This is a genomic window from Marinomonas algicola, assembly GCF_014805825.1.
Taxonomy (GTDB): Bacteria; Pseudomonadota; Gammaproteobacteria; order Pseudomonadales; family Marinomonadaceae; genus Marinomonas; species Marinomonas algicola.
Window position 1 is genome coordinate 3,611,478 of sequence record NZ_CP061941.1, and the last position, 22,579, is coordinate 3,634,056.

A 22,579-nucleotide genomic window follows, 5' to 3' on the forward strand; every position below is an offset into this window, starting at 1 on the left:
ATTATACGATCAACGTAAACATAAAAATGCAACGACAGGGTTCAAATGATAAACAGTATTAATATTCTTTTTGAGATTCCTCAAAACGCCAATCAATTTGTCTACGGAACCCTTGACCCATTAATGGTCATTATTTCAATTCTTATGTCTATTTTTGCGTCCTATGTCGGATTCAATGTGGCCCGCCTAGCCGAATTAACTAAGTCTTCTCAACGTCGTCATTTTTTACTGTTTTCTGGCAGTCTAGCGTTAGCTGTCGGTGTTTGGTCTATGCATTTTATTGGGATGCTAGCCTTCAACCTCGGAACTCATGTGCATTACGACCCTGTTATCACGGTTGTTTCTTTTATACCGGCTTTAATGGCGTCCTGGATTACTCTTAATATCCTAATGGAAAATAAAATTAAGCGTAACACCTTGCTGATTGGTGGAATATTGGTTGGTTCAGGAATAGGGTCTATGCATTATATCGGCATGGCGGCCATGGAAATGATGATGACTCTTCATTATGACCTAACTATTTTTTGTGTATCCATAGTAGTGGCCGTTGTATTAGCGATGCTCTCTCTTTGGATACGCTTTGGTTTGGATAGATTAAATTTTTGTCATTTCACGCCGACTCACACTATGATTATAGCCAGTATCGTGATGGGTATCGCCATTTCCGGTATGCATTATACTGGTATGTACGCCGCTCGTTTCACTATTCCCGATGGGATGGAACTTCTTCCGCCTGATAACCGTGTTTCATTACTTTTAGGGTTAGGCATTGCCGTTATAACATCCGTTGTCATTGGCTTTGTTAGTATGATGAACATGATGTTTCGTTATCAAGATATTTCTCTTGAAGCAAAAGCCAATGAAAGCCACTTAAAAGCCATCACAAATACCTCTATTGATGGTGTTATGACACTCAATTCCCAGGGGGCTATTTTAGATACAAACCATGTGATGAGCTCATTATTTGGTTGGTCAAAAGAAGAATTTTTAAGCAAAAACATTTCTGACATAGTACCCACTCTTTTCCCCAAAAACGATAATAATGAGTTAATCACGCCTCTCACTGAAGCAAAAAATATCATTATGAGCCAAGAGTATGATGTTATGGCCACTCAAAAAAGTGGCCATAACATAGACATACGCTTAGTCATTAGTCATGTAGTGATACGCGGAACAGATACGTATGTAGCCTTTTTGGCGGACATAAGTGAACGCACTAAAATGCAATCCGAGTTACAAGCAAACGAGGAAAAATTTCGCTCTCTTGTCAGTAACCTACCAGGAATCGTTTTTCGTTGTAAGAATACCCGCAATAACCAGATGTTGTTCATCAGTGACGCCATTGAAAAAGTGACTGGATATGAATCTAAAGAGTTTATCTCGTCTAATTTTCGTCATAAGTTCATTGATTTATTGCATCCTGATGATGCCGATTGTTTTTTAAAAAAAATAATTAAAGACGCCCAAGCTTACTCTCTTGAATATCGAATTATCACTAAGGATGGGGAAGTGAAGTGGTTACTAGAGCACAGCCGAAAAGTAAAAAAGAAAGACTCTAATGACTTTTATATTGACGGCTTCATCATGGACATATCTGAACGCAAACTAATGGAACAAGAGCTTCGGTTTTCTAAAGAACAAGCGGAACAAGCCGCCGCATCACGATCTGCATTTTTAGCCAATATGAGCCATGAAATCCGTACGCCAATGAATGCCATTATTGGGTTTAGTGACTTTTTGTTAGATGGTGACACCAATTTGGAAAAGCAGCATGAATACGTGCAAACCATTAACAAATCCGCTCGTTCGCTTTTGCACTTATTAAACGATGTTCTCGATAGTGCCAAGTTAGATAAGGGTAAAATGGATCTAGAATGGAAAACCTTTTCTTTAATTGAAGAAATAGATACCGTGATTTCAACTCTCTGGCTACAGGCCCACAATAAAGGTTTACATATTGACTTAAAACTCGATAAAAACCTGGCCCCTTACTATTGGGGAGCGCCTGATAGAATCCGACAAATTCTAACCAACATTATAGGAAACTCAATTAAATTCACTGAAAAAGGCGAAGTGTCATTAAAGGTTGAGGTGAAAAGCACTGACGACCATATTATTTTCGCCATCAAAGATTCAGGCATTGGGATGTCACCAGAGCAGGTAAATCGTATCTTTGACGCCTTTACCCAAGCTGACGCGTCTATGAATCGAAAATTTGGTGGTACGGGGTTAGGCACCACCATTAGTAAACAATTGATCGAACTTATGGGCGGTTCAATAAATGTCTCAAGTCAATTAGGCGTCGGTTCCGAGTTTATTTTATCCATCCCACTTAAACCATCGGAAAAAACCCTTTCGATAGATAAAAAAGTAACCATTTCATTACCCCCATTAAAGGTTTTGGTGGTTGATGATATACAACAAAATATAGACCTACTGCGCATTTTATTAGAACGAGACGGCCATACGGTAACCACCGCTTCAAATGGAAAAGAGGCATTAGTTCAAATGGATCTAACTGAACCACAACTTGTCCTGATGGACATTCAAATGCCGATTATGGATGGGTTAACAACCGCAAAAACAAGACGACAAAAAGAAGCCACTGAAGGCTTAACTCAGATTCCTATTATTGCCCTGACAGCAGGCGTTTTAACAAAGGACAAAGACGAAGCCTACAAAGCTGGAATGAATGGATTTAGCCATAAACCCGTTGATTTCGCACTCTTAAAATACGAAATGGCTGATGTACTAGGAATTGATTATTCGCAAGTCGTTGAACCCACACACGAGAAGTCACTCGACAATGTCTTGATTGATGAAGAAAAAGGCATTCTTCTTTGGGGAGACAAAGAGCGCTATTACGGAGAATTAGAGGCTTTTGTCACGACCCAGTCCAACGCTATAGAGAGTATAAAATTATTCATACATGAAGAGATACCTGATTGGCCGAAAATCATGCAAATAGCACACTCCTTAAAAGGCGTCTCAGGTAATTTAGCTCTACCATCGCTAATGAATCTGTTTTCCAAGTTAGAAACGCGTTGTAAAGAGCAAAAATTTAATGACTTAGAGAGCACTCATTCTTTGCTGATGAATCAACTGGAAAAACTTGCAGAGAATGTTCACTCTTACAAAAATAATCCGAAACCACATTCTCATGAGAACAATACGAATGTGAATCAAGATAATAATGAGGACTTTTTGATGGTTATAGAGTCATTATTAGAATTAATATCTCACAATGAATATAATGATCAACTATTAAACGATTTAGCTGAATCCGCCCCGATTGGTCAAGAAAAGAACATAAAGATAGTAATGAGCGCTATTGATGACTTTGAATTTGCAGCGGCGGCAGACAAACTTAAAGAAATAAAAGAGTATTATGTCAAACAGTAAACTCATTCACTCATCTAGCATTCCAGATGGGACACCGAAAATACTCATTGTAGATGATGAGCCTACAAACCTGCGCGTTCTTAGGCACATATTGAATGATGATTACCGCTTATTTTTCGCCAAAAATGGTGTTGAAGCATTGCGCCTTGTTGAGTCTGAGAAACCCAATTTAATCTTGCTCGATGTGATGATGCCTGAAATGACTGGGTATGATGTCTGCGCTTATTTGAAGCAATCGAATGATACAAAACACATCCCTATTATTTTTGTTTCCGCTCTCAATGAAGAATCAGATGAAGAAAAAGGCTTTGAACTTGGTGCTGTGGATTACATCACTAAACCGGTCGCACCAGCCCTAGTCAAAGCACGTGTAAAAACGCATTTATCGCTTGTTCAATCCGATGAATTAAAACGCACTCGATTACAAGTCATTCAACGTTTAGGAAAAGCGTCTGAATATAAAGATAATGAAACGGGCCAACACGTTATTCGCATGAGCCTCTATGCAAAAGAACTGTCGCTTGAATTCGGCTTATCGAAATTTCAGGCCGATAAAATACTCAATGCATCACCTATGCATGATATTGGAAAGATAGGCATTCCTGACCACATTTTGTTAAAGCCAGGTAAACTGACAGTAGAAGAATTTGAGGTGATGAAACAGCACCCTCATATTGGTGAAGCGATTCTTGGAGAGTCGGATTCTGAGCTCATTGAATTAGCAAAGTCGATTGCTATTAGCCACCATGAGAAATGGGACGGCACAGGCTACCCCTATGGATTATCTGGTGAAGATATTCCCCTTGAAGGGCGTATCGTTGCTATCGCCGATGTATTTGATGCACTTACAACCGTTCGACCATATAAGCGAGCCTGGACAGTGAAGGAAGCAACCGATTATATTTACTCTCAAAGTGGCAAGCACTTCGACCCAAATTTAGTTGAATGCCTTCCCCGTGTTCTAGACACTTTTATGACTATTATGGAGGAGTGGGGAGAGGATTCATAAAACCCATTTAGAAAGCCCTCTGTTGTTGACTAGAATGACGCATAAAGCCTTACAATACCTGATGCGGCCGACATATCACCCACAATCCAAATCTGTTCAAAGGAATGACTTTCAGGTACATCAATATGATGTTGTAATGCTACGATTTGGTCTGATGTCCAAGCAGGATGGGCATTTCTAATGACCAGCCATACGCGTTCACTTTGATATTGCTTTTTAGCCTTATTAGCCAAAATACGGTTCAACGCGCTTAATAATCGATCGTCAGCAGGAATACTGTCTAACGCTTTTAATGATTCACGAGTGCTGTCTGTCAGCTCTCTCCCTAAGATCATCATGGCTTCGGCTTCACTACCGTATAGATGGGCTATTTCTAGATCTAAACGGCGGCCTTCATATTCACAAGAAACATCAGGACGAATCGGTCTATTATGCCAAATATGGCGAATTTCCTTCCCTGTATCGTGCTCATAACAACGCATAAACAGCTTAGCCGCCTCATGTTCTAAACGAATTTTTTCAGCTTCGCTACCGGATAGAGTCACTTTATACTTCCCCTTTCAGTCACTTAGTTTGGATCTAGCCACACACTTTAAACCTAGCACTGCCAAGGATTAACATGACAATCGATTCTTCCGAGCTGAAGGCATTACCTCAATTAATGCATCACTCAGTATTCATTCATTTACAGCACGGTTTATACATAGTGCTATGGTACTCGCACTGGTTTTGAAATGGCTCTTCCTGTTGCATCAAAGAAAGGGTTTGGCTTGCTTTTACCTAACACTTTCCATATAAGTAATTTTCGCATCATACGAAAAAAAATGCGCTTTTCTGACAACTTACCTGCCATCGCTTTTGGCAAAGGTTGTTCTAAACCTGTTTCAAACACATTGCCCATAATAGGGCCAATAATGGCATTTACATCCTGATCGTCTGCAATAAAAGAAGGCAATAAACCCACTAAAGGAATCTTAGCACTCGCCGTATTGCCAATCGGTGTATTACAACAATTTGTGTACCAACGATATGCCCCTTTATCGGTTAACTTTAAGGATTTAACTTGATCAATGCCTTGTTCAATAGTGACGTACGCTGGCGCTATTTGAAAAATATCGCTGCCACCAAATGCGTTTAATAAATCTGAGTTCAAGTGATGTGCGAATTTTTGACAACTTTGGCAATAGCACACCAACCGATTGCCTTTCCTCAGATTAATGCCATGAACCCGCCCGGTCACTTTTCCACATCCACATTGCAATAATAGTTCTTTCATATTTTACTCGCTGTTTAGTAAGTGAATTTTTTATCGACTATTAATACTTACTGTTAGATCCAAAGTCTTACTCTAGATGCAGAGTTCATTAAGCAAAGACAGCCGCAAAATTCTGTAACTCAGCAAGATGACTTGGTTTATTTTTTAAAATAATGTCTTCATGGATTTTTAAAATCACACACTTAAGCATGTCTGTATTATTTTTGAAGCCATGCTCTTTAGACAAAGACGCCATCTCATTCAGGCTGCTCTGACTTACTTTCATGGAAAGCCTCTTAGAAGATCGTGCTTTCGCAAAATCGTAATGCAATAGGCTTGATAGATTCTTCACACCGTAACGCTGTGAATTTAAAGCATGTAAATAGTATAGGATCAACGCTTTGCCAAAACTCTCTGGTAAAGCGGGATTAATCCGATGAGAAGCAAACAATAAAATGTCTAAATAATGAGCCGGTAAGCGGACATCCACAGAGTATCGAGACGCATCATAGTCCGATTTTATTTTCACCGCGGTTTGAGCGGGCACATTCAATGCTTTATCACAGCTATTACACACAGCCACTAATACTTTTTTACTGACTTGATCCCCCAAGCGAACATCTTTTAGTTTATAGCTTGCTTGAGAAAAACCACAATTAGAACACTCTACCTCTTGTTGATCATCTTCTTTCACTATCTTCACAGTTCAGCTCCATTAAAATGATTAAAAAGTTTGTCTCGCTATCGGTTTAAAATGGCCATGTTAACCGACTAAAACGACTGTGTTTCTATTCACTTACAAACCGCCAGAAGCATCAATAAAAGTACCGGTCACAAATGAGGATTTCTCACTGGCTAACCATAATATCGCTTCCGCGATTTCAATCGCTTGTCCCCCTCTTTGTAACGGTATGTTCGATTTTAGCCGATCGACTCTATCCGCCTCCCCACCACTAGCATGCATGTCTGTGTAAATTAACCCAGGTCGAACAGCATTCACTCGAATACCATCGGCGGCTACTTCCATGGCCAAACCTCGGGTCATAGAGTCCATCGCCCCTTTCGAGGCCGCGTAATCAATATATTCGTTAGGAGAACCCGTTTGCGCGGCTTTAGAAGACACATTCACAATAGAGCCTCCTTTTCCACCTAGCGACTGAGACATCCGCTTTATGGCCTGTTGTGAACATAAAAAACTGCTCATAACATTGGTTCGTAATACATCCAGAAAGCGCGCCTCTGAAATTCCATCAAAACGTGATTGAGTCCGCAAAATACCGGCGTTATTTACTAATACCGTTAAAGCACCCCACTTTTGGTCTACCTGATCGAATAGGCGCTCAACATCACTTGAATTGGAAACATCGGCTTGTACTGTAAGACACTCACCACCAGCGTCTCGTATCGATTGCTTAACCTGATCCGCGGCTGTTCTATTTGAATGATAATTAATACATACAGCGTACCCATTCTGTGCAAACAATTTTGCCGTGGCCGCACCAATACCTCGACTACCACCCGTAATAACAACCACTTTTTGATCTTTCATAGACCAATTCCTTCCTTTTATGTAGATAGCATTTTGTAGATGAATTTAATTACTTCGCAAAATACACAACCTGATATATGATGCGCGTCATCCATTTCTCTAGTGACAACCCAATATGTCTTTTAATGCGTTATATACCGATTTATCAAGTTATTATGATCTGATGTGTGCAGACATTGATTATCACCAACAAAGCATCAGTATTAAAAGACTGCACTCACTCTTTGGCAACAAAGGTAATCGACATCTCGACCTTGCCTGCGGAACAGGTCCACATGTAAAGTATTTTTCTGACTTTGATTATCAAAGCAGTGGATTAGATATTAATCAACCCATGCTTGATATTGCAACTCTACGTTGCCCACAATCTCACTTTAGCTTACAAGACATGTGCCACTTTAAAACAGAAGCACCGCTAGACCTAATTACCTGCTTTCTTTATTCGATTCATTACAGTGGCAATACACTGAGATTAAAAGAGTGCATTGAAAACACTCATGCGGCTCTGACGGCAGGAGGCGTATTTTGCTTTAATGCCGTTGATAAAGACAAAATTGATAATCTATCTTTTGTAAAGCATAGTGTGCAACAAGGCGAAGACTTTTTTACCTTTGCTTCAAAGTGGTATTACAAGGGAGAAGGTGATGCACAAACATTAGATGTGAGAATAGAAAAAACCAACCAGGGTCAAACTCAATATTGGCAAGACTCCCACCCTATGGTTGCCATTAGTTTTGAGCAACTAACGACGTTATTAGCGCCCTATTTCGACGTGCAAATTTTTGAACATGACTACGAAAAAATCATTCCTTGGAATGGGGGTTCTGGCAATGCCATTTTTACCTGTATCAAACGATAACGCGCTTTCTACAATTGGCGGGTTGAAACCACTGGATGCCGAAGGCGCGTTTAGGCCGTTTAATTCGTTATTTCGTTATTTCGTTATTTCGTTATGATATCAAGGTGACATGCTTTACTGACGCATCAAAAAATTTCGCTCTTACTTTTTCATAATCATCGTGACTAAAGAAATCATTCGACCGATCTTCAGAAGGAAAAGCCAAAACAAAAACGCGATTAATGGGTGTTCCAGATTCATTCATTAAGGTGTCCGATACCTTAAAATCATAACGAAAAAAACCACCGTATTCTTTTAATAACGCACTTATTCCGTCACGATATTGCTGATACAAGGCGTTATCAGACACAAACAGACCAACACAATGCTCGAACATAATCTCTTTCCTTTTAAGTTCCATTTTACGATTAACTATGGCGAATCAAAATAGACCCAACCAGGATTCACTTCGTTACAATACCGGTTAAAATTGCCTATCAAATACCGTCACATTTTCGGGAATTTGAAACCAGTCTTGTTTTTCACTAACCCAAATATGAACGGTTGGCTGGATAATACTGGTATCGGATAAATTCGACGGTTTTAACTTAATTTTCTCAGGTTCAGCCGGATTAAAATGGTATATACGGTTACCGCACGTTGGGCAAAATTTAGCTGAACTCACATTGCCGCTATCAGATGATCGACTCCATTCTTGCATCTCGCCTTCAAACTCAATGGTATTGGCATCCACCATCGCCGTGAGACTAAAGGCACTGGTCGAAAGCTTTTGACACGCTTTGCAATGACAAGCGGCAATTAAGTTTGGCGCGGACAAAAGAGTGTATTTAACACCGCCACATTGACAAGATCCACTTATAGGGTATGGCATTTTCTTCTCCTATTTTATTCTTAGTTTACATAATTCGTTCCATAAAAACACTGTTTGGATCTAACGTGTAATCGGCAAAAGGACCACAATAAGTAAATCCATTTTTTAGATATAGACTGCGCGCAGGTTTAAAAAAATCCATTGAACCTGTTTCCAAACTCAATTTTTTATATTGTCTTTGTTGTGCCACATTCAGAACATAAGCAAGCAAATGTGAAGCCACGCCTTGATTACGCGCTTTTTCACTGGTTCTCATTGACTTCAGTTCGGCGTGATCTGAATCAAGCTCCTTCATCGCGATACAACCAACGACGTTACCATCAATTTCGGCGGCCCAAAAGGAAATAGAGTGATGCTTAAGGGATTCTGGATCAAGGGCGTGCACGCTTTCGGCAGGCGATGTCGCGTACATGTCAGCCAGATGTTCGTCTAATAGTGCTAATACCCCACCGTTTTCTAAATTATCAAGAGAAATAGACAACACGTTATGTATCTCCTTAAAATCACAGCTATCTAGTTTTGTTTAGTAGGAGTAAAACCTGTTAGATCCAAAGGATAAGACTGTCCTAGCCAACTGGCTCCTTGCGTATGATCTACATAATCATCCCCCGTTAATGGGTGCAAAAAGACATCGATGTCACCACGATTCAACATCAACCAAGGGATAAAATCACCAAACGTCTCGGCGGCAAAAGAAAGCTGACAACTCCATAATGGATGAGGACCAACAGGACGTTGATGAAAACGGCCTACTTTTATAGGAAATGTCTCTAACGCGGCCTCAGCTATCTTCATTGCCGCTCCCATACTAGTGGCATCATTAAAATAAAGGTGAGCATGATAAGCCACAATATTACTACTCGGTATTGAAGACATAAATACTTTCTCTGTTACTCATTCGTAAATAGGTAATACGTTATTCAATCAGAATACCCTATTCAGCCCTCTTATTTAAGACACTTTAATCAGCTCTTCTTTGCCAGAGGCAATGTCTTCAATTAACACCGCATCTTGATTACAAAAAGGTTGAGTGTTCAAACACGTTGGCGGTAACGCTTCTTCTTGAATGGGTTCAACTTTCGTTAACTCAGCTACGTGATACTGCAAGACAACCACCGCCAACAGGCCAAACACAACAGTCCCCACGGCTTGTCCGTAGAGCACACCAACAGCACCGAACCAGTCAGATCCTAAATAGACAAAAGGTAGGGTACCGATCGTCGCTCTTCCTATACTTAAGACAGTCGAATAAAGCGGTTTACCTAAATTATTAAAAGAGGTATTGGCGACAAATATAGCCCCATTAAAAATATACGAGATAGCAATATAAGTACAAAAAGCACGTACTATGAGGGTAGCATCTCCCTGCAACCCAAACCCTTGAATAATATAGTCTTGTAATAGGTACAATAAAATACAGACCAGTACGGTATAAACCGTCGTCACTATAAAAGAGTTTCTTAAGGTCTCTTTTACTCTGTCTACTCGTTCGGCGCCTAGGTTTTGCCCTAAAATCGGTCCCACGGCCCCAGATAATGCAAAAATCACCGCAAAACAAACAGGAATTAATCGACCAATCACCGCAAATCCTGCAACGAAGTCTTCTCCAAATTGAGCAATACTGGTGGTCACAATGGCATTGGCAATTGGCGTCGCCGTATTGGTTAAAATAGCAGGTACTGCAATTTTCAAAATAGCAGAAATGTGATCTAACCATAGATTGAAATTTGGAAGTTTTACTAAATTATGGTACTTAATCAAAGGGTAAAGCGAGAAAAACAAAACAGCGAAGCGAGCAAACACCGACGCCAAAGCCGCTCCCTCCACATTCCAATTAAACCCAAAAATAAAAATTGGATCTAAGATGGCGTTAACAATGCCGCCAGATAAGGTCGCCCACATAGAACGCTTTGCATCACCAGCAGACCGTAATCCAGCCCCTGCCACCATAGCCACGGCCAAGAAAGGACCACTAGGCAAAAGGATATGTAAGTAGGCTTGAGCTCTTTCGGCCGCTACGCCTTGAGCACCAATCAATGACAAAAGTTCAGGCGTAAAAACATACATAAACAAGGTAAACATCAAGCTAATCGCAAAGGCTGTCACCATAACACTGCCACTGATCAACCTAGCCTGATCAAACTGTCCCGAACCAATGGCCTTTGACGTCAATGCGCCCATCGCAATGGACGTCCCAATGGAAACCGATGTCGAAAAAAACAATAACGTTCCCGCAAAACCGACAGCAGCGGCCAATTCAATTTGACCTAACATACTGATAAAAAGCATGTCGATTAAGTCCACAACAAACAAGGCCATCAAACCAATGGAGCCAGATCCAGACATCACCAAAATATGGCGCATCGTTGAACCTTCAACAAACTTAGCCTTTTGCACTTTTTTCCTCCTCCAAAAATTGACTTCAGTTAACCTTGACGAACGTATCGACAAAAGCATAACAGACTATTATGGCAACTGAATTTAGAACAGGTCATAAAATTAGATGGGATTAATAGAAAAATTTGATATGACACCACGCGCAGTAGACAGCGTGGCTCAAGAACCGTAAAAAAACAACGACCGTTACGTTCTGTAATACACTCGCTAGCACACCAAATAAGGTAATGTGCTAGCAAACAACTCCCCGTTAATTCCTAGAACTAGAATCTAGAATAATGCGCTCGACCCATTTCGCTAATGACAATACATGCTTGTCCTCACCGTTAGCGGCCGTCAGCATAACACCAATAGAGTTCCCTTTGTGTTGATAAGGTAGCGATACACTACAACCATCCAGTACATTGGCTAATGTCGTATTGCGCAAACACAATAAATTAATACGATCATAGTCTTCATTGTTCACAAGATCATCCAATTTAGGCGGAAGCACAGCGACGGTTGGCAGCAAAAACACACAATTATTGGCTTCCTCTTGGTAACGCTGTATTAAACTCTCTCTTTGTTTACAGGTTTCTAAAAATTGAGATTGGTCAATTGTCGACGCTCTCTTTAAACGTGAAGCAACTCTTGGGTCGAGTGCGTTCAGATCGACTTGGTAATGTTTAGAATAGTATTCCATCGCCTCAAACGCCGAAAATTGCCACACTGGAAGGGTTTTATACTCGTCCAAAAATGGCAGCGCTTTTTCTTCAACGCACACACCTGGCGTCTTTTTTAGCACATCAACAATGGCCATAAAGGCCTGTTTTACTTCCTCATCCAATTGATCCAAACCAAAATTAGTTGGAATAACAAAATGTGCCACTTCAGCAACGGGGGTCTCTGCCTCATTATTAGCTAAAACGCCCCAAGCTAATTCGCATTCTGCTACCGTATGAGCAATGGGTCCTACACTGTCTAAACAGTCGGATAAAGGCCGTACACCTTGCCGGGAAACGCTACTTTGGGTTGGTTTAAAACCTGTGACGCCACAAAATGCGGCCGGAATACGTAATGAACCACCAGTATCCGTCCCTAAAGCCACATCCGCTATGCCCAACGCAACAGAAACCGCCCCGCCACTGGTTGACCCTCCAGCAATACGCGCTTCATTCTGATAAAGAGGCGACATTGGCGTCCCATAATGTGGGTTCAAACCTAACCCAGAGTACGCCAGTTCAGTCATGTTAGTATGACCAATAAAATACGCCCCAGCCTTGCGTAATGCCTTAACCGCTTCAGCATCTTCCGATGCGGGTTCAGTTGCTTCTAAAAAAATGGACCCAGCTCTGGTTTTATACCCCTTCACGTCAACTAAATCTTTAATAGAAACGATCGCATTCTTTAGCGACCCCTCCCGGTTATCGTTTACCGCTATCGATTCCTCAGAATTAAATAATTCAGTAAAAACCCTCTCTCCTTGGCTCTGTATCAAGTGCTCTGATTTTATTAATTGGTCAGTTAAATCACGCTGATTCCAAGGAAATTTTATCGTTTCTGTCATGATTAGATTCTCGTAAAAGAAGACGTTTAGTCCTATTTATTTTACCGCTGGCAGCTCAACAGTATGATACTCAGACTCAATAGTACGTTGTAAAACCGGATCATGCAGAGACATTCGAAACTTAGGTGTTTTGCGCACACCACCAATGGCTGCAAATGTACCACACAACATGGCGTTGTTGTCTTTCAAGCTAGCCTTTTTAATGGGGCCATTAGCCGAAGGAAATGTTGAGAACATTGCATTACCAACATTTAAATTGGACTGGTTTTGTAGCGTAAATGAAATCACGCCTCATCCATCTAAGTCACCGATTATGTCTTTTTCACGCCTTTCGCGGCCTTATCATGATTTGATATCAGAACTAATGCATCGATACGGTTCTGTAGGACAAATTTTTCCCTCAACGTCTCTTTCGACCAGCTTTGAAATGATTGCCTCAGGCATTGGCATTGGCGCGCTCCCAACCCAACTTGCACAACGATTTATTAATGACAAACGTATTAAAAAGTTTGATCCTGGATGGACACCAAAAGATATGCTTTTTACTGCCTCTTATTTAAATGACCCACGCTCAGAAATCACGCATAAAGCCGCCATACTAGCAGAGGAGATTGCAGTTCAATACGCAAAAATAAAGATAGAAGTGGATAAAAGGGAGTAAGCACGTAAAAAATCACTCAAAGAAGAGTGATTTTGCAATCAATGGCGTTTAAATAGACTCTTATTTAGAGTAGATTTTTGCCGTGCCAACGGCCTCAGACGCAGTATCCACACTGTATAGCGTATTCACACCTTGAGTAAGAGCAGCCTGCGCTGTAATAGCGTTATTTTGCTGTCCTGTCGTTGCATTATGAGCCGCATTAGATAACGCCTGGCTGGTGGCAATCATAAAGTTACCTGTCGCAGTGGCAGGAGCATCTCCAAGTACTTTTGTATTTACTTGGGAAACTGAATCGGTAATTTGAGCATTTACAGCTGTTGGAAAAGCCATACAGGGCCTCCTTTATCGTATATAAATAATGCGTTCCAATCATTTCACTTGAATAAAACATCTTTTAACGCCATGCTGAATCCATAGATTTACTCTAGTTTATTTTTCTAAAAATGACAATTATAAGGTCATTCTATAACGTAACGGCTTTTTCGCTCTCTTTGAATTCAAGTCTTTTCGTTAGATAAAAAATCAACTTAACAAAATATTTTAGGATAATTAAAGCTTAACCAAACCAGTTCGCCATGAAAATGCCATTTATTCTAAATCGACTCTATCGAAATTTGCTCACAAGTATTAAAATCAGCGCAAATTCCCAATCCCTTAACTAAGGATCTTTCATGACTCTGTCGACCGGCCAGTCAACTAATGTCGTAGTTGTTAGCAACTCTTCCGATAATCCATTTGCAATTGATGTTGCTTACGCAATGGGTCAACACGAGGACATCGCTGATTTAATCAGCATGAAGCAATTCATGAACTCTGAATTTTGCCCTCGTTTTATCTCCGACGAAACCGATTTCGATAATATTGGCCGTAAATTAAAAGGCAAATCTGTCATTATCGTCAGTACTGGTAGTCATGTAAAAAGCCGCCAAGAACTGGCCATGACCAACCTGATCATTGCCCGCGCTGCAAAAGAAAACGGTGCGGCGCGCGTTATTCTGGTAGAACCTGATTTATTCTACAGTGCCCAAGACCGTGGTCCCCATAAAAGTCTAGGTGAGACCAGTTTTGAGCGTGATATTAATGACGTTAAGAAATTTGATGGTCAGCCTTTCACCGCTAAGCTTTACGCTCAAATGCTCAAGTTATCGGGTGTGGACACAGTGATGACCATCCACAATCATTCTGACTCCGTACAAAAAATGTTTACTGAAGTATTTGAAGGCGACTTCCATAACCTAATCCCTTATGAGATTTACGCACATTATTTACTGAACTCAAATATTTTAAACTACGGTGACGATGGTGAAGGCTTGGTGTTGTGCGCACCAGACAAAGGCGCACGTGATTTTGTTAAACAAATGTTCAAAACACTGGGGCTAAGCAAAGCAAAATTCATCATGCTAGACAAGGATCGTACCGCTGAGCGTAAAGTCGAGATCACGCTACACAAAGAAAGCGAACACACATTCGACGGTCTAGACGGTGCCAGTATTGTGTTGTTTGACGACATGGTTCGTACCGGCTCTACTGTCGTCAAATCCTGCCAGTTCCTGCAGCAAATTAACCCAGAACGCATGGTATTTGCCGTATCTCACTTTTATGCAAGTGATGAAGGTCGTGAGCGTATGGCGCATCCTGCGATTGGAGAAATTTTAACACTCAACACTCTACCAACTATTTTAAACCGTGATGAGCAAGGCCGTCTGCGTAAAAAAATGGTGGTGTTAAAGGTAGAGAAGTGGCTTGCTCAAGAATTGTGTGAAATTCTTGGTTTACCGCAGTCAGAAGAAGAAAACCCCTACAAGATTGATATGTCTTCTAAGAACCCTCGCTTTAAACGCAAAATCTGGTTCAGTGAAGAACTACACGAACTAAAAGAAGGTAAATAGGCTTTTCCCCACGATCCAATACAAAATTAGGTCGAATATAAGCAAAAGCACGATAATAAAAGGAACGCCGAGGCGTTCCTTTTATTATTCAACGACAAGAACCAGTCGCGAGACATTATTTTCCCATCAAATCCGCTTTTATAATGTAAAGACGATTCGCATCAACGGTGTTTTTATCTAACATTTTTTGCTCTAACCGACCTTTAGTGGACCAAGTGGCAAAATCGTCATCATTTAACACACCTAAATGATGCTCATCAATCACCCAAAGCCCTTCCATTTTGTCATGAGGGTAAGCCACTTCTTTGACCATGTCGGCCACCAGCACTTTACTCACCGGTTTGATGCCTTTCTTAGCCAATGCATCCCAGCCATTATTCTGAGCGTATTGCTCTAACGTCAAGCCATCAATCATCAAACCGTGGCTCGCATCACGCTTGATAGACGCCGACAAAGCCACAGTCGAAAGGGGTGTGCCTGTACTCAAATCAAAACGATATACCTGCTTTTGCACATTTGGATTCGCTTTAACCTTGCCCAGAGGTCCACCAAACAAGAAACCACCATCACGCTCAATAACCAGAAACTCATGTTCATTCAATGTCGCTAATTCAGAGTTGGAGTTTTGCGCTTTTTCCTGACGATATAAATATTGCTCAGTGTGTCCGTTTCTTAAGTTCACTGTCACAATACGGGTTAAATCGCCTTTTTGTGCCGCTTTATCGGGGTTTTTCATGGTGGATTGCATAATACCCACTAGGGTACTTTCATCCGGCGTAATGGCTAAGCCCTCCATACCACGGTTAGCGCGACGGTGCTGAAATACGGCTGGCAAATGATAGACATTACGCTCATCCTGTTGAAACGCATTAATCCGACCGATCTCAACACCCTTTTTATCAAAATGCACCATGTGTGGACCATATTCATCACTGATCCAAAAACTGCCGTCTTTTAACGCAACCAGCCCCTCCCCATCTAAGCCGTAATCATCTAACTTGATTGGGTTAGTCTCTTTGTTATACGGTTTACTCGCATCCATCAAAACGGGCTCTCCGTTTGCGTGGTAAGGCGTTTCACCAGTACCACCCAGTGCTGACGTGTTGGGTAAACCAGAAATCAAGCCACCTTCTGGGGTTTTAAGTAAGATACTTTTCACCATAGAAACATCGCCATTACTCGCAACTTCAAACAAGCCAATTCGTGGTGTGTAAGCGGCAACTGGAAAACTCTTACCTTTACCGTAATCCCCAGTGTAATTGGCATTAGGGCCGCGATCCGTCAAAGCATAAAATTGATTGGCTTTATTTGGATTGGCTGTCATGGCCGACCCATAACCTCCATTACGAATTTCGAAGGGCTTATTGGTCTTTGCATCAATCAGGTCATTACGTAAAACACGATAAGGTAAAACACGGCCCTGCTTCGAAAATGACGCCGTAAATTGTGTATTATCTTTGCCAACACTGGTTACTGTTGCCTGATCCATTTTAGCTGAATTGCTTACGCAACCGGATAAAACACCCGCTGAAATCAAACTCACAATCAAAACTTTATTCATCATTATCTCGCTCTTACGTGTTTTTAATGAAATAGCAGATACGCATGTCATTACCTTAAAGAGCCTAAGTGACAATTGGGTGACAGCTTAGTGACAGAGAAATGACACGTTGGCCATGCCATCTGACAATGCAGGATACGTGTCTGTTTTATAAAAAAGAAATCGAGAATTATTTGATGTGATGGTTCAATTTTTCTTCATTTCCTTGCGTTATATCAACCCCCACTTTTCAATACCATGCCACACTGATTCGCTTAAACAGACACCAAATAGGATGAATACCATGAGTAGCACTTTCTATATTCCAGCCGTCAACATAATGGGTGAAGGCGCGCTGAACGATGCCATTAAGCAAATCAAAAACCTCGGTTTTAAACAAGCTCTGATCGTATCCGACCCAGGAATGACCTCACTGGGCATGGTTGCCAAAGTCGACTCGTTACTAAAAGAACAAGGGGTAAACAGTCTTATTTATGATGGTGTTCAACCCAATCCGACCATTGACAACGTGAACGCAGGCTTAGAGGTATTGCATACGCATCAATGCGACTGTGTCATCTCATTAGGCGGTGGGTCAGTCCATGACTGCGCGAAAGGCATTGCTCTTGTTGCAACCAATGGCGGACACATCAGTGACTATGAAGGAGTAGATGTTTCTAACAAACCGCAACGGCCGTTAATCTGCATCAACACAACCGCTGGAACCGCGTCTGAAATGACACGATTCTGTATTATCACGGATCAAGAGCGCCACATTAAAATGGCCATTGTCGATCAAAATGTCACACCCATTTTATCCGTTAATGACCCAATGCTCATGACAGGCATGCCAGCGTCTCTTACCGCGGCAACCGGTATGGATGCACTGACTCACGCAATCGAAGCCTATGTTTCGATTGCCGCCGATCCGATAACCGATGCCTGTGCGATCAAAGCCATTGAACTTATTCGTGATAACCTGCGAGAAGCCGTTCGGGATGGTGCCAACATGGAAGCCCGTGAAAAAATGGCCTATGCTCAGTTTTTAGCGGGCATGGCATTTAACAATGCGTCTTTGGGTTACGTGCACGCAATGGCCCACCAGTTAGGTGGCTTTTATGATTTTCCCCATGGCGTCTGCAACGCCGTACTGTTACCACATGTTCAACGCTATAATTCACAAGTGGCCGCCCCTCGCTTAAAAGACATAGGTAAAGCCCTTGGCGCTGATGTCACTGGATTAAATGATCAAGCTGGTGCTAATGCGGCGATAGTGGCAATTGTACAATTATCTCAGGACGTAAATATTCCATCTGGTTTAAGTGAATTAGGCGCAAAAGAAGATGACTTCTCAACATTAGCAAGCAATGCCATGAAAGATGCCTGTGGCTTTACTAACCCAATACAACCTACTCACGAAGATGTAATGGGGATTTTTAAAGCGGCGATGTAGTCATCCCGCTGACCACAAAACGTTGTAAAACACCTGGAAGCATGAAAAGCTAAGTTTGGGTTTACACTTGGCTTTTCATGCTTAATAAAGCAAACAATGGGTGGGTTAACGACCTCAGCATAAAGAGCATTCGTGTTACGGCTTCCATCTATACCTTTCTCTTCTTCACCAATCATCAGGTCAAATAGCATGTAGAAATTATTCCCTTGGCTAGAGTCAATCAAGTAATTCACTTACACATTTTGTGACTAGGTAATGCATTTAATGTCCGCTTTCGGACATTGTGACCTAATACTGCAATAAATACGTCACATAATACCCAGGTAAATTCATGACTGGTTCGTTAGGAGAAGCCCCATGAGGGATTGGCTATATCGTTGGCATTACGCCGCGACGGATGGAATAAGAAAAATACGACAACATAAGTTCTGGCTTGCGATATTGCTTTGCCTTTTTATTAGCTTACTCACTCTCAACCTTGCACAAGGAGAGCGAAAGCCACAAGACCATTGGGTATGGGTAGATATTATAGGCGAAGGTGCCACTTCAATTTGTATTGTCATTTGGTTGTTGTTGGTACTTTCAATACGCTCCTCTGGCCTAGTGACCAACTGGTTTGCGATGGGGTTTATCGGTATTTTTGCCTCTGCCTTTCAGGGCTTTCTTGATAAGTGGCTGTACTTACCTTCAACGGCGGTCTGGGACAACTGGGTTGAATCTTTCCCCATGGGTTTATTGGCCTTAACCATGGCCCTTTGGCTGTGGCGTAAAGAACAACATCAAATAGATCTGAACTTAACCAGGCGACAAGCCATTTATAAAAACCCCTTTCCGCTCGATTCGATTACCAATTTATCCAACACAACACATTTAAGCACTCAGCTCAAGGAGGCCTATGAAAAAGGTCCCATCAATTGGAAACGTCACGCTTTAATTCTGTTAGATGTCGTGCCTTTTTCATACATAAGCTATCGGCATGGGGGGCGAGAAGCGGAGCGTTTTTTGATGACCATCAGCGAACTCATCACGCTCACACTACGCAGACACGATGTCTTATGCCATCTAGCAGAAGATAGGTTTGCCATCGTATTAAAGAATGTCGATCGACCACACGCACAACGACTGGCATTGGAACTAGAAGCGCTGATTAACCAATTTCGTTACCGCATTGAAGGCATGGATGACAGCATAGCCGTTGGGGCTTCGATGACTATGGTGATGGCTGAGCAGGGTTCTGATTTACCAGAAACACTGCTAAATAAAGCGACAGCGGCGTTATCGAGACAACACGATTCCGTCTTTTCAAATACGCTCAGCTAACCCATGGAAAGCGATTGAGGGGGTCAGCGACTCTCCAAAAAAATGAAAAGCGTATCACACCCGTTATCCAAGGCTTCTGTCTGCAAGACGCTATTTGCTTCGATGGGCTTGTTCTACCAACCAATCAAAAAATAAGGCCGCCGCACTATGCAACTCAGTGCCGGATTTACGTACTATATAAAAAGATTCACTGGCTTCTATATTACGTCCAAGTGGCGCAATAAGCTTGCCTTCGGCTAACAAGCCTTCCACCATAGAAGAACGAGCGAGAGCAACGCCTTGAGCTAATTCAGCCATTCTCAACGTCGATACCAAAGTATCAAATTGCATGCCTTTAGAAGAATCAATCGACGCCACTCCCATGATGTTCAACCAATACCCCCATCCCTCTTCATAACCTAAAACATGCAACAAAGAATGATTTACCAAATCCGCCGGAGTTGAGAGTGGCGTAAATTCCAATAGCTCGGGTGAACATACAGGAACCAACGCATCCCAAGTTAAACGCTGGGCAATCAAGCCAGGCCACCCACCATGACCCCAACGAATTTCCATATCGTCTTCGCCATCAACCTCTTGCATCCAAATATTGCTTACATAGCGCAGATCTAAATGAGGATAAATCGCCGTGAAATCCGCTAATTTTGGCGCCAGCCAATGGGAAAAAAACGACAAACTACCACGCACTTTAATGGTTTGTTTGTTATGTTCACTAAAAATTTCATTGGTGCCCACCGCTAAGCGCGAGATCGCATCTTTTACCACTGGGAAATACGATCGGCCTTCTTCCGTTAAACTCAATCCACGGGGTAAGCGTTTAAAAAGAGAAACACCTAAATGACTCTCTAATAAACGTATTTGTTGACTAACCGCGCCTTGAGTAAGACACAACTCCTCAGCAGCATGAGTAAAATTCAGACAGCGTGCCGATACCGCAAAGGTATGCAGCCAATTAAGAGGAGGGAGGGATTTATTATTCATCATGAGAACCAAAGGTAAGCCTTAACTCAGGGTAGCCAAGGCTTACCAGTGCTAAAGCACTTGACCCAAAAATCGTTGTAATCGAGGGTTATCGGACTCAAAGAATTGCTCCGGCGTTTCTTCAAAAACCAATTCGCCGTCTTCCATAAAGACGACTCGATCCGCTACTTCGCGAGCGAACCCCATTTCGTGGGTGACCACCACCATGGTCATTCCATCATTTGCCAGACTTTTCATGACGTCCAGCACTTCCCCCACCATCTCAGGATCAAGCGCACTGGTTGGTTCATCAAACAACATGATTTTAGGCATCATAGCTAAGGCTCTCGCGATCGCCACTCGTTGCTGCTGACCACCTGACAAATGAGAAGGGTAATTATTCATGCGCTCGGCTAAGCCTACTTTTTTAAGTAGAGTACGACCCTCCTCTTCAGCCACAGCACGGGATTTTTTTAACACTTTAATCGGTGACAGGGCGACATTTCCCAACGCCGTTTTATGAGGAAACAGATTAAAGGATTGAAACACCATGCCCACTTCTTCGCGGACTTTATTTATGTTGGTTTTTCGATCCGTGAGGCTGACTTCGTCAATCAGAATAGTGCCTCCAGAAATGGTTTCCAATTGATTCAAGGTACGTAGAAAAGTTGATTTTCCCGAGCCACTTGGCCCAATAATGACAACCACTTCGCCGCGATTGATGTCTAAGGAAACGTCCTTTAACGCATGACACCCATTTGGGTAAATTTTCTCAATATTACGAGCTTTAATGATGCTCAAATCGGTCGCATTAGTCACTAGCGGATAACCTCTTTTCAAGACGCTGAATAGCCCAAGATAAGGCCCCAGTTAATACCAAATACATAAGTGCAACAGCAAACCAAACTTCAAACGGAGCAAAGGTAGAGCTGACAACTTCACGGCCAGCTTTTGTTAAGTCTGTAATAGAAATAACCGACACCAAAGACGAATCTTTTATTAAGTTAATAAACTGTCCAGCCATTGGAGGCAAAGTGCGCTTAAACGCTTGGGGCAGAATAACATTGACCATAGCTTGCACATAATTCATCCCCAGACTACGAGCCGCTTCCATTTGACCCGGTCCAATTGATTGGATACCAGCGCGAACAATTTCAGCAATATAGGCGCCCGTAAATACGGCCAACGCAGCCACACCGGCGGTAAAACGGTCAAGCTCAAATACCGTTCCTATAAAAAAGTAAAAGATAAAGATTTGAACTAATAAAGGTGTTCCTCGAATCAACTCAATGTAAGTGATAGACAAATAACGTAATACTGGATTACTTGAAATACGCGCCAGACCCGTAAACAAGCCAATAACGACAGCAAACACCAAAGACACCACAGACAATTTCAGTGTCATTATCAGGCCCCATGTTAATGGCCCAATATTCCAATTTTCGATTTCTGCGAGCACATCGCCTTCAAACACTAAGTCCCCATCATTAATCATTAATTGATCAAATTTCTTTAACACAAAGGGATCGTCGCCGTAGTCAGAAATGACCGTTAGCGTCTTTTTATCAATGGAAGCCGTGCCATCAAAAGGAGCACGTATCGTGTCCGCTTCGGTATTAATAATGTACTGGGGAATGCGTTCCCAACGCCATGTGTAATCAATGCTTTTACTAGCGGCATAAACCCCAAAACCAAGCCCTATGATTATGAGAACAAAGACCGCTTTCCAAGCAAGCAAATGAGATTGTTTTTCCATCTATGATAGGTTCCCCGTAATGTGCTTTTCTAATGTATTCAGAGGAAAACCTTAACAGGCTTAACTAGAATAGGATGTTTTATCTAATGCCGCACGTCCCTGTGCGGCTTTG

23 protein-coding genes are annotated in these 22,579 nt (G+C 41.9%); 7 read left to right on the forward strand and 16 right to left on the reverse strand.

Annotated features, from left to right (window positions below; translation table 11 throughout):
• Nucleotides 1-45: 45 nt before the first annotated feature.
• Complete coding sequence (locus IEZ33_RS16490; RefSeq protein WP_191601107.1) at nucleotides 46-3,402, forward strand: MHYT domain-containing protein; 3,357 nt, start codon at nucleotides 46-48, stop codon at nucleotides 3,400-3,402.
• On the forward strand, nucleotides 3,389-4,411 hold the full coding sequence (locus tag IEZ33_RS16495) for a response regulator (protein ID WP_191601108.1): 1,023 nt from the start codon (nucleotides 3,389-3,391) through the stop codon (nucleotides 4,409-4,411). Before IEZ33_RS16490 ends, IEZ33_RS16495 begins: the two co-directional genes overlap by 14 nt.
• Nucleotides 4,412-4,440: 29 nt before the next feature.
• Here the strand turns inward: IEZ33_RS16495 and IEZ33_RS16500 are convergent, their stop codons facing one another.
• The 4 genes from IEZ33_RS16500 to IEZ33_RS16515 form a co-directional block, all read right to left on the reverse strand.
• Nucleotides 4,441-4,893: a hypothetical protein gene (locus IEZ33_RS16500; protein ID WP_206696968.1), complete on the reverse strand. Its 453-nt coding sequence runs from the start codon at nucleotides 4,891-4,893 to the stop codon at nucleotides 4,441-4,443.
• A gap of 227 nt (nucleotides 4,894-5,120) precedes the next feature.
• A complete protein-coding gene (locus tag IEZ33_RS16505) occupies nucleotides 5,121-5,687 on the reverse strand; it encodes a DUF6151 family protein (protein ID WP_191601110.1) in 567 nt (188 codons plus the stop codon).
• Nucleotides 5,688-5,775: 88 nt separating this feature from the next.
• Nucleotides 5,776-6,369 carry a hypothetical protein gene (locus tag IEZ33_RS16510; protein WP_191601111.1) on the reverse strand — a complete coding sequence of 198 codons (594 nt, stop codon included), beginning with the start codon at nucleotides 6,367-6,369 and terminating at the stop codon, nucleotides 5,776-5,778.
• Nucleotides 6,370-6,462: 93 nt separating this feature from the next.
• Complete coding sequence (locus IEZ33_RS16515; RefSeq protein WP_191601112.1) at nucleotides 6,463-7,215, reverse strand: SDR family oxidoreductase; 753 nt, start codon at nucleotides 7,213-7,215, stop codon at nucleotides 6,463-6,465.
• Between the two features lie 115 nt (nucleotides 7,216-7,330).
• Here IEZ33_RS16515 and IEZ33_RS16520 point away from each other — a divergent pair, with 115 nt between their 5' ends.
• The gene (locus IEZ33_RS16520; RefSeq protein ID WP_191601113.1) at nucleotides 7,331-8,074 is read left to right on the forward strand and encodes a class I SAM-dependent DNA methyltransferase; all 744 of its coding nucleotides are present in this window, start codon (nucleotides 7,331-7,333) and stop codon (nucleotides 8,072-8,074) included.
• A 91-nt stretch (nucleotides 8,075-8,165) separates the two neighbouring features.
• On the opposite strand, the gene IEZ33_RS16525 is transcribed toward IEZ33_RS16520, so the two are convergent.
• From IEZ33_RS16525 to IEZ33_RS16555, 7 genes are all read right to left on the reverse strand, one after another.
• Nucleotides 8,166-8,450 carry a DUF1330 domain-containing protein gene (locus IEZ33_RS16525; protein WP_206696869.1) on the reverse strand — a complete coding sequence of 95 codons (285 nt, stop codon included), beginning with the start codon at nucleotides 8,448-8,450 and terminating at the stop codon, nucleotides 8,166-8,168.
• 87 nt (nucleotides 8,451-8,537) lie between these two features.
• Entirely contained in the window at nucleotides 8,538-8,945 is a 408-nt protein-coding gene (locus IEZ33_RS16530) for a GFA family protein (RefSeq protein WP_191601114.1), read from the reverse strand.
• 25 nt (nucleotides 8,946-8,970) lie between these two features.
• Complete coding sequence (locus tag IEZ33_RS16535; protein ID WP_240009560.1) at nucleotides 8,971-9,429, reverse strand: GNAT family N-acetyltransferase; 459 nt, start codon at nucleotides 9,427-9,429, stop codon at nucleotides 8,971-8,973.
• Nucleotides 9,430-9,458: 29 nt separating this feature from the next.
• On the reverse strand, nucleotides 9,459-9,821 hold the full coding sequence (locus IEZ33_RS16540) for a DOPA 4,5-dioxygenase family protein (protein WP_191601115.1): 363 nt from the start codon (nucleotides 9,819-9,821) through the stop codon (nucleotides 9,459-9,461).
• Between the two features lie 75 nt (nucleotides 9,822-9,896).
• The gene (locus tag IEZ33_RS16545; protein WP_240009561.1) at nucleotides 9,897-11,342 is read right to left on the reverse strand and encodes an MATE family efflux transporter; all 1,446 of its coding nucleotides are present in this window, start codon (nucleotides 11,340-11,342) and stop codon (nucleotides 9,897-9,899) included.
• A 250-nt stretch (nucleotides 11,343-11,592) separates the two neighbouring features.
• The gene (locus IEZ33_RS16550; protein ID WP_191601117.1) at nucleotides 11,593-12,888 is read right to left on the reverse strand and encodes an amidase family protein; all 1,296 of its coding nucleotides are present in this window, start codon (nucleotides 12,886-12,888) and stop codon (nucleotides 11,593-11,595) included.
• A gap of 36 nt (nucleotides 12,889-12,924) precedes the next feature.
• Complete coding sequence (locus IEZ33_RS16555) at nucleotides 12,925-13,176, reverse strand: DUF2848 family protein (protein WP_206696870.1); 252 nt, start codon at nucleotides 13,174-13,176, stop codon at nucleotides 12,925-12,927.
• A 25-nt stretch (nucleotides 13,177-13,201) separates the two neighbouring features.
• Here IEZ33_RS16555 and IEZ33_RS16560 point away from each other — a divergent pair, with 25 nt between their 5' ends.
• Nucleotides 13,202-13,549 carry a type 2 periplasmic-binding domain-containing protein gene (locus tag IEZ33_RS16560; protein ID WP_191601118.1) on the forward strand — a complete coding sequence of 116 codons (348 nt, stop codon included), beginning with the start codon at nucleotides 13,202-13,204 and terminating at the stop codon, nucleotides 13,547-13,549.
• A 60-nt stretch (nucleotides 13,550-13,609) separates the two neighbouring features.
• Here the strand turns inward: IEZ33_RS16560 and IEZ33_RS16565 are convergent, their stop codons facing one another.
• Nucleotides 13,610-13,879, reverse strand: coding sequence for a RebB family R body protein (locus IEZ33_RS16565; RefSeq protein ID WP_191601119.1), 270 nt, complete (start codon nucleotides 13,877-13,879; stop codon nucleotides 13,610-13,612).
• 341 nt (nucleotides 13,880-14,220) lie between these two features.
• Between IEZ33_RS16565 and IEZ33_RS16570 the strand changes: the two genes are divergently transcribed.
• On the forward strand, nucleotides 14,221-15,438 hold the full coding sequence (locus IEZ33_RS16570) for a ribose-phosphate diphosphokinase (protein ID WP_191601120.1): 1,218 nt from the start codon (nucleotides 14,221-14,223) through the stop codon (nucleotides 15,436-15,438).
• A 115-nt stretch (nucleotides 15,439-15,553) separates the two neighbouring features.
• Here IEZ33_RS16570 and IEZ33_RS16575 read toward each other — a convergent pair whose 3' ends face one another.
• On the reverse strand, nucleotides 15,554-17,002 hold the full coding sequence (locus IEZ33_RS16575) for an esterase-like activity of phytase family protein (protein ID WP_206696871.1): 1,449 nt from the start codon (nucleotides 17,000-17,002) through the stop codon (nucleotides 15,554-15,556).
• A gap of 280 nt (nucleotides 17,003-17,282) precedes the next feature.
• Here IEZ33_RS16575 and yiaY point away from each other — a divergent pair, with 280 nt between their 5' ends.
• Complete coding sequence (yiaY, locus tag IEZ33_RS16580; RefSeq protein WP_191601121.1) at nucleotides 17,283-18,431, forward strand: L-threonine dehydrogenase; 1,149 nt, start codon at nucleotides 17,283-17,285, stop codon at nucleotides 18,429-18,431.
• Between the two features lie 357 nt (nucleotides 18,432-18,788).
• Nucleotides 18,789-19,751: a diguanylate cyclase domain-containing protein gene (locus IEZ33_RS16585; RefSeq protein ID WP_191601122.1), complete on the forward strand. Its 963-nt coding sequence runs from the start codon at nucleotides 18,789-18,791 to the stop codon at nucleotides 19,749-19,751.
• 90 nt (nucleotides 19,752-19,841) lie between these two features.
• On the opposite strand, the gene IEZ33_RS16590 is transcribed toward IEZ33_RS16585, so the two are convergent.
• Genes IEZ33_RS16590 through IEZ33_RS16600 form a run of 3 tightly spaced genes read right to left on the reverse strand, consistent with a single transcriptional unit; the run spans nucleotide 19,842 to nucleotide 22,467 of the window.
• Nucleotides 19,842-20,732, reverse strand: a complete 891-nt coding sequence (locus IEZ33_RS16590; protein ID WP_191601123.1) for a LysR substrate-binding domain-containing protein — start codon at nucleotides 20,730-20,732, stop codon at nucleotides 19,842-19,844.
• A gap of 51 nt (nucleotides 20,733-20,783) precedes the next feature.
• On the reverse strand, nucleotides 20,784-21,530 hold the full coding sequence (locus IEZ33_RS16595; protein ID WP_338040923.1) for an ATP-binding cassette domain-containing protein: 747 nt from the start codon (nucleotides 21,528-21,530) through the stop codon (nucleotides 20,784-20,786).
• On the reverse strand, nucleotides 21,523-22,467 hold the full coding sequence (locus IEZ33_RS16600) for an amino acid ABC transporter permease (protein WP_191601124.1): 945 nt from the start codon (nucleotides 22,465-22,467) through the stop codon (nucleotides 21,523-21,525). The genes IEZ33_RS16595 and IEZ33_RS16600 overlap by 8 nt, the downstream gene beginning before the upstream one ends.
• Between the last annotated feature and the right edge of the window lie 112 nt (nucleotides 22,468-22,579).

Bases quoted from the DNA above. Each gene is read 5' to 3' on its own strand.
- IEZ33_RS16505 (WP_191601110.1), bottom strand. From the start codon at position 5,687: ATGAAAGAACTATTATTGCAATGTGGATGTGGAAAAGTGACCGGGCGG.
- IEZ33_RS16590 (WP_191601123.1), bottom strand. From the start codon at position 20,732: ATGAATAATAAATCCCTCCCTCCTCTTAATTGGCTGCATACCTTTGCG.
- IEZ33_RS16495 (WP_191601108.1), top strand. From the start codon at position 3,389: ATGTCAAACAGTAAACTCATTCACTCATCTAGCATTCCAGATGGGACA.
- IEZ33_RS16520 (WP_191601113.1), top strand. From the start codon at position 7,331: ATGTCTTTTAATGCGTTATATACCGATTTATCAAGTTATTATGATCTG.
- IEZ33_RS16515 (WP_191601112.1), bottom strand. From the start codon at position 7,215: ATGAAAGATCAAAAAGTGGTTGTTATTACGGGTGGTAGTCGAGGTATT.
- IEZ33_RS16565 (WP_191601119.1), bottom strand. From the start codon at position 13,879: ATGGCTTTTCCAACAGCTGTAAATGCTCAAATTACCGATTCAGTTTCC.
- IEZ33_RS16560 (WP_191601118.1), top strand. From the start codon at position 13,202: ATGTCTTTTTCACGCCTTTCGCGGCCTTATCATGATTTGATATCAGAA.
- IEZ33_RS16525 (WP_206696869.1), bottom strand. From the start codon at position 8,450: ATGTTCGAGCATTGTGTTGGTCTGTTTGTGTCTGATAACGCCTTGTAT.
- IEZ33_RS16570 (WP_191601120.1), top strand. From the start codon at position 14,221: ATGACTCTGTCGACCGGCCAGTCAACTAATGTCGTAGTTGTTAGCAAC.
- IEZ33_RS16490 (WP_191601107.1), top strand. From the start codon at position 46: ATGATAAACAGTATTAATATTCTTTTTGAGATTCCTCAAAACGCCAAT.
- IEZ33_RS16530 (WP_191601114.1), bottom strand. From the start codon at position 8,945: ATGCCATACCCTATAAGTGGATCTTGTCAATGTGGCGGTGTTAAATAC.
- IEZ33_RS16585 (WP_191601122.1), top strand. From the start codon at position 18,789: ATGAGGGATTGGCTATATCGTTGGCATTACGCCGCGACGGATGGAATA.
- yiaY (WP_191601121.1), top strand. From the start codon at position 17,283: ATGAGTAGCACTTTCTATATTCCAGCCGTCAACATAATGGGTGAAGGC.
- IEZ33_RS16550 (WP_191601117.1), bottom strand. From the start codon at position 12,888: ATGACAGAAACGATAAAATTTCCTTGGAATCAGCGTGATTTAACTGAC.
- IEZ33_RS16575 (WP_206696871.1), bottom strand. From the start codon at position 17,002: ATGATGAATAAAGTTTTGATTGTGAGTTTGATTTCAGCGGGTGTTTTA.
- IEZ33_RS16540 (WP_191601115.1), bottom strand. From the start codon at position 9,821: ATGTCTTCAATACCGAGTAGTAATATTGTGGCTTATCATGCTCACCTT.
- IEZ33_RS16600 (WP_191601124.1), bottom strand. From the start codon at position 22,467: ATGGAAAAACAATCTCATTTGCTTGCTTGGAAAGCGGTCTTTGTTCTC.
- IEZ33_RS16500 (WP_206696968.1), bottom strand. From the start codon at position 4,893: ATGCGTTGTTATGAGCACGATACAGGGAAGGAAATTCGCCATATTTGG.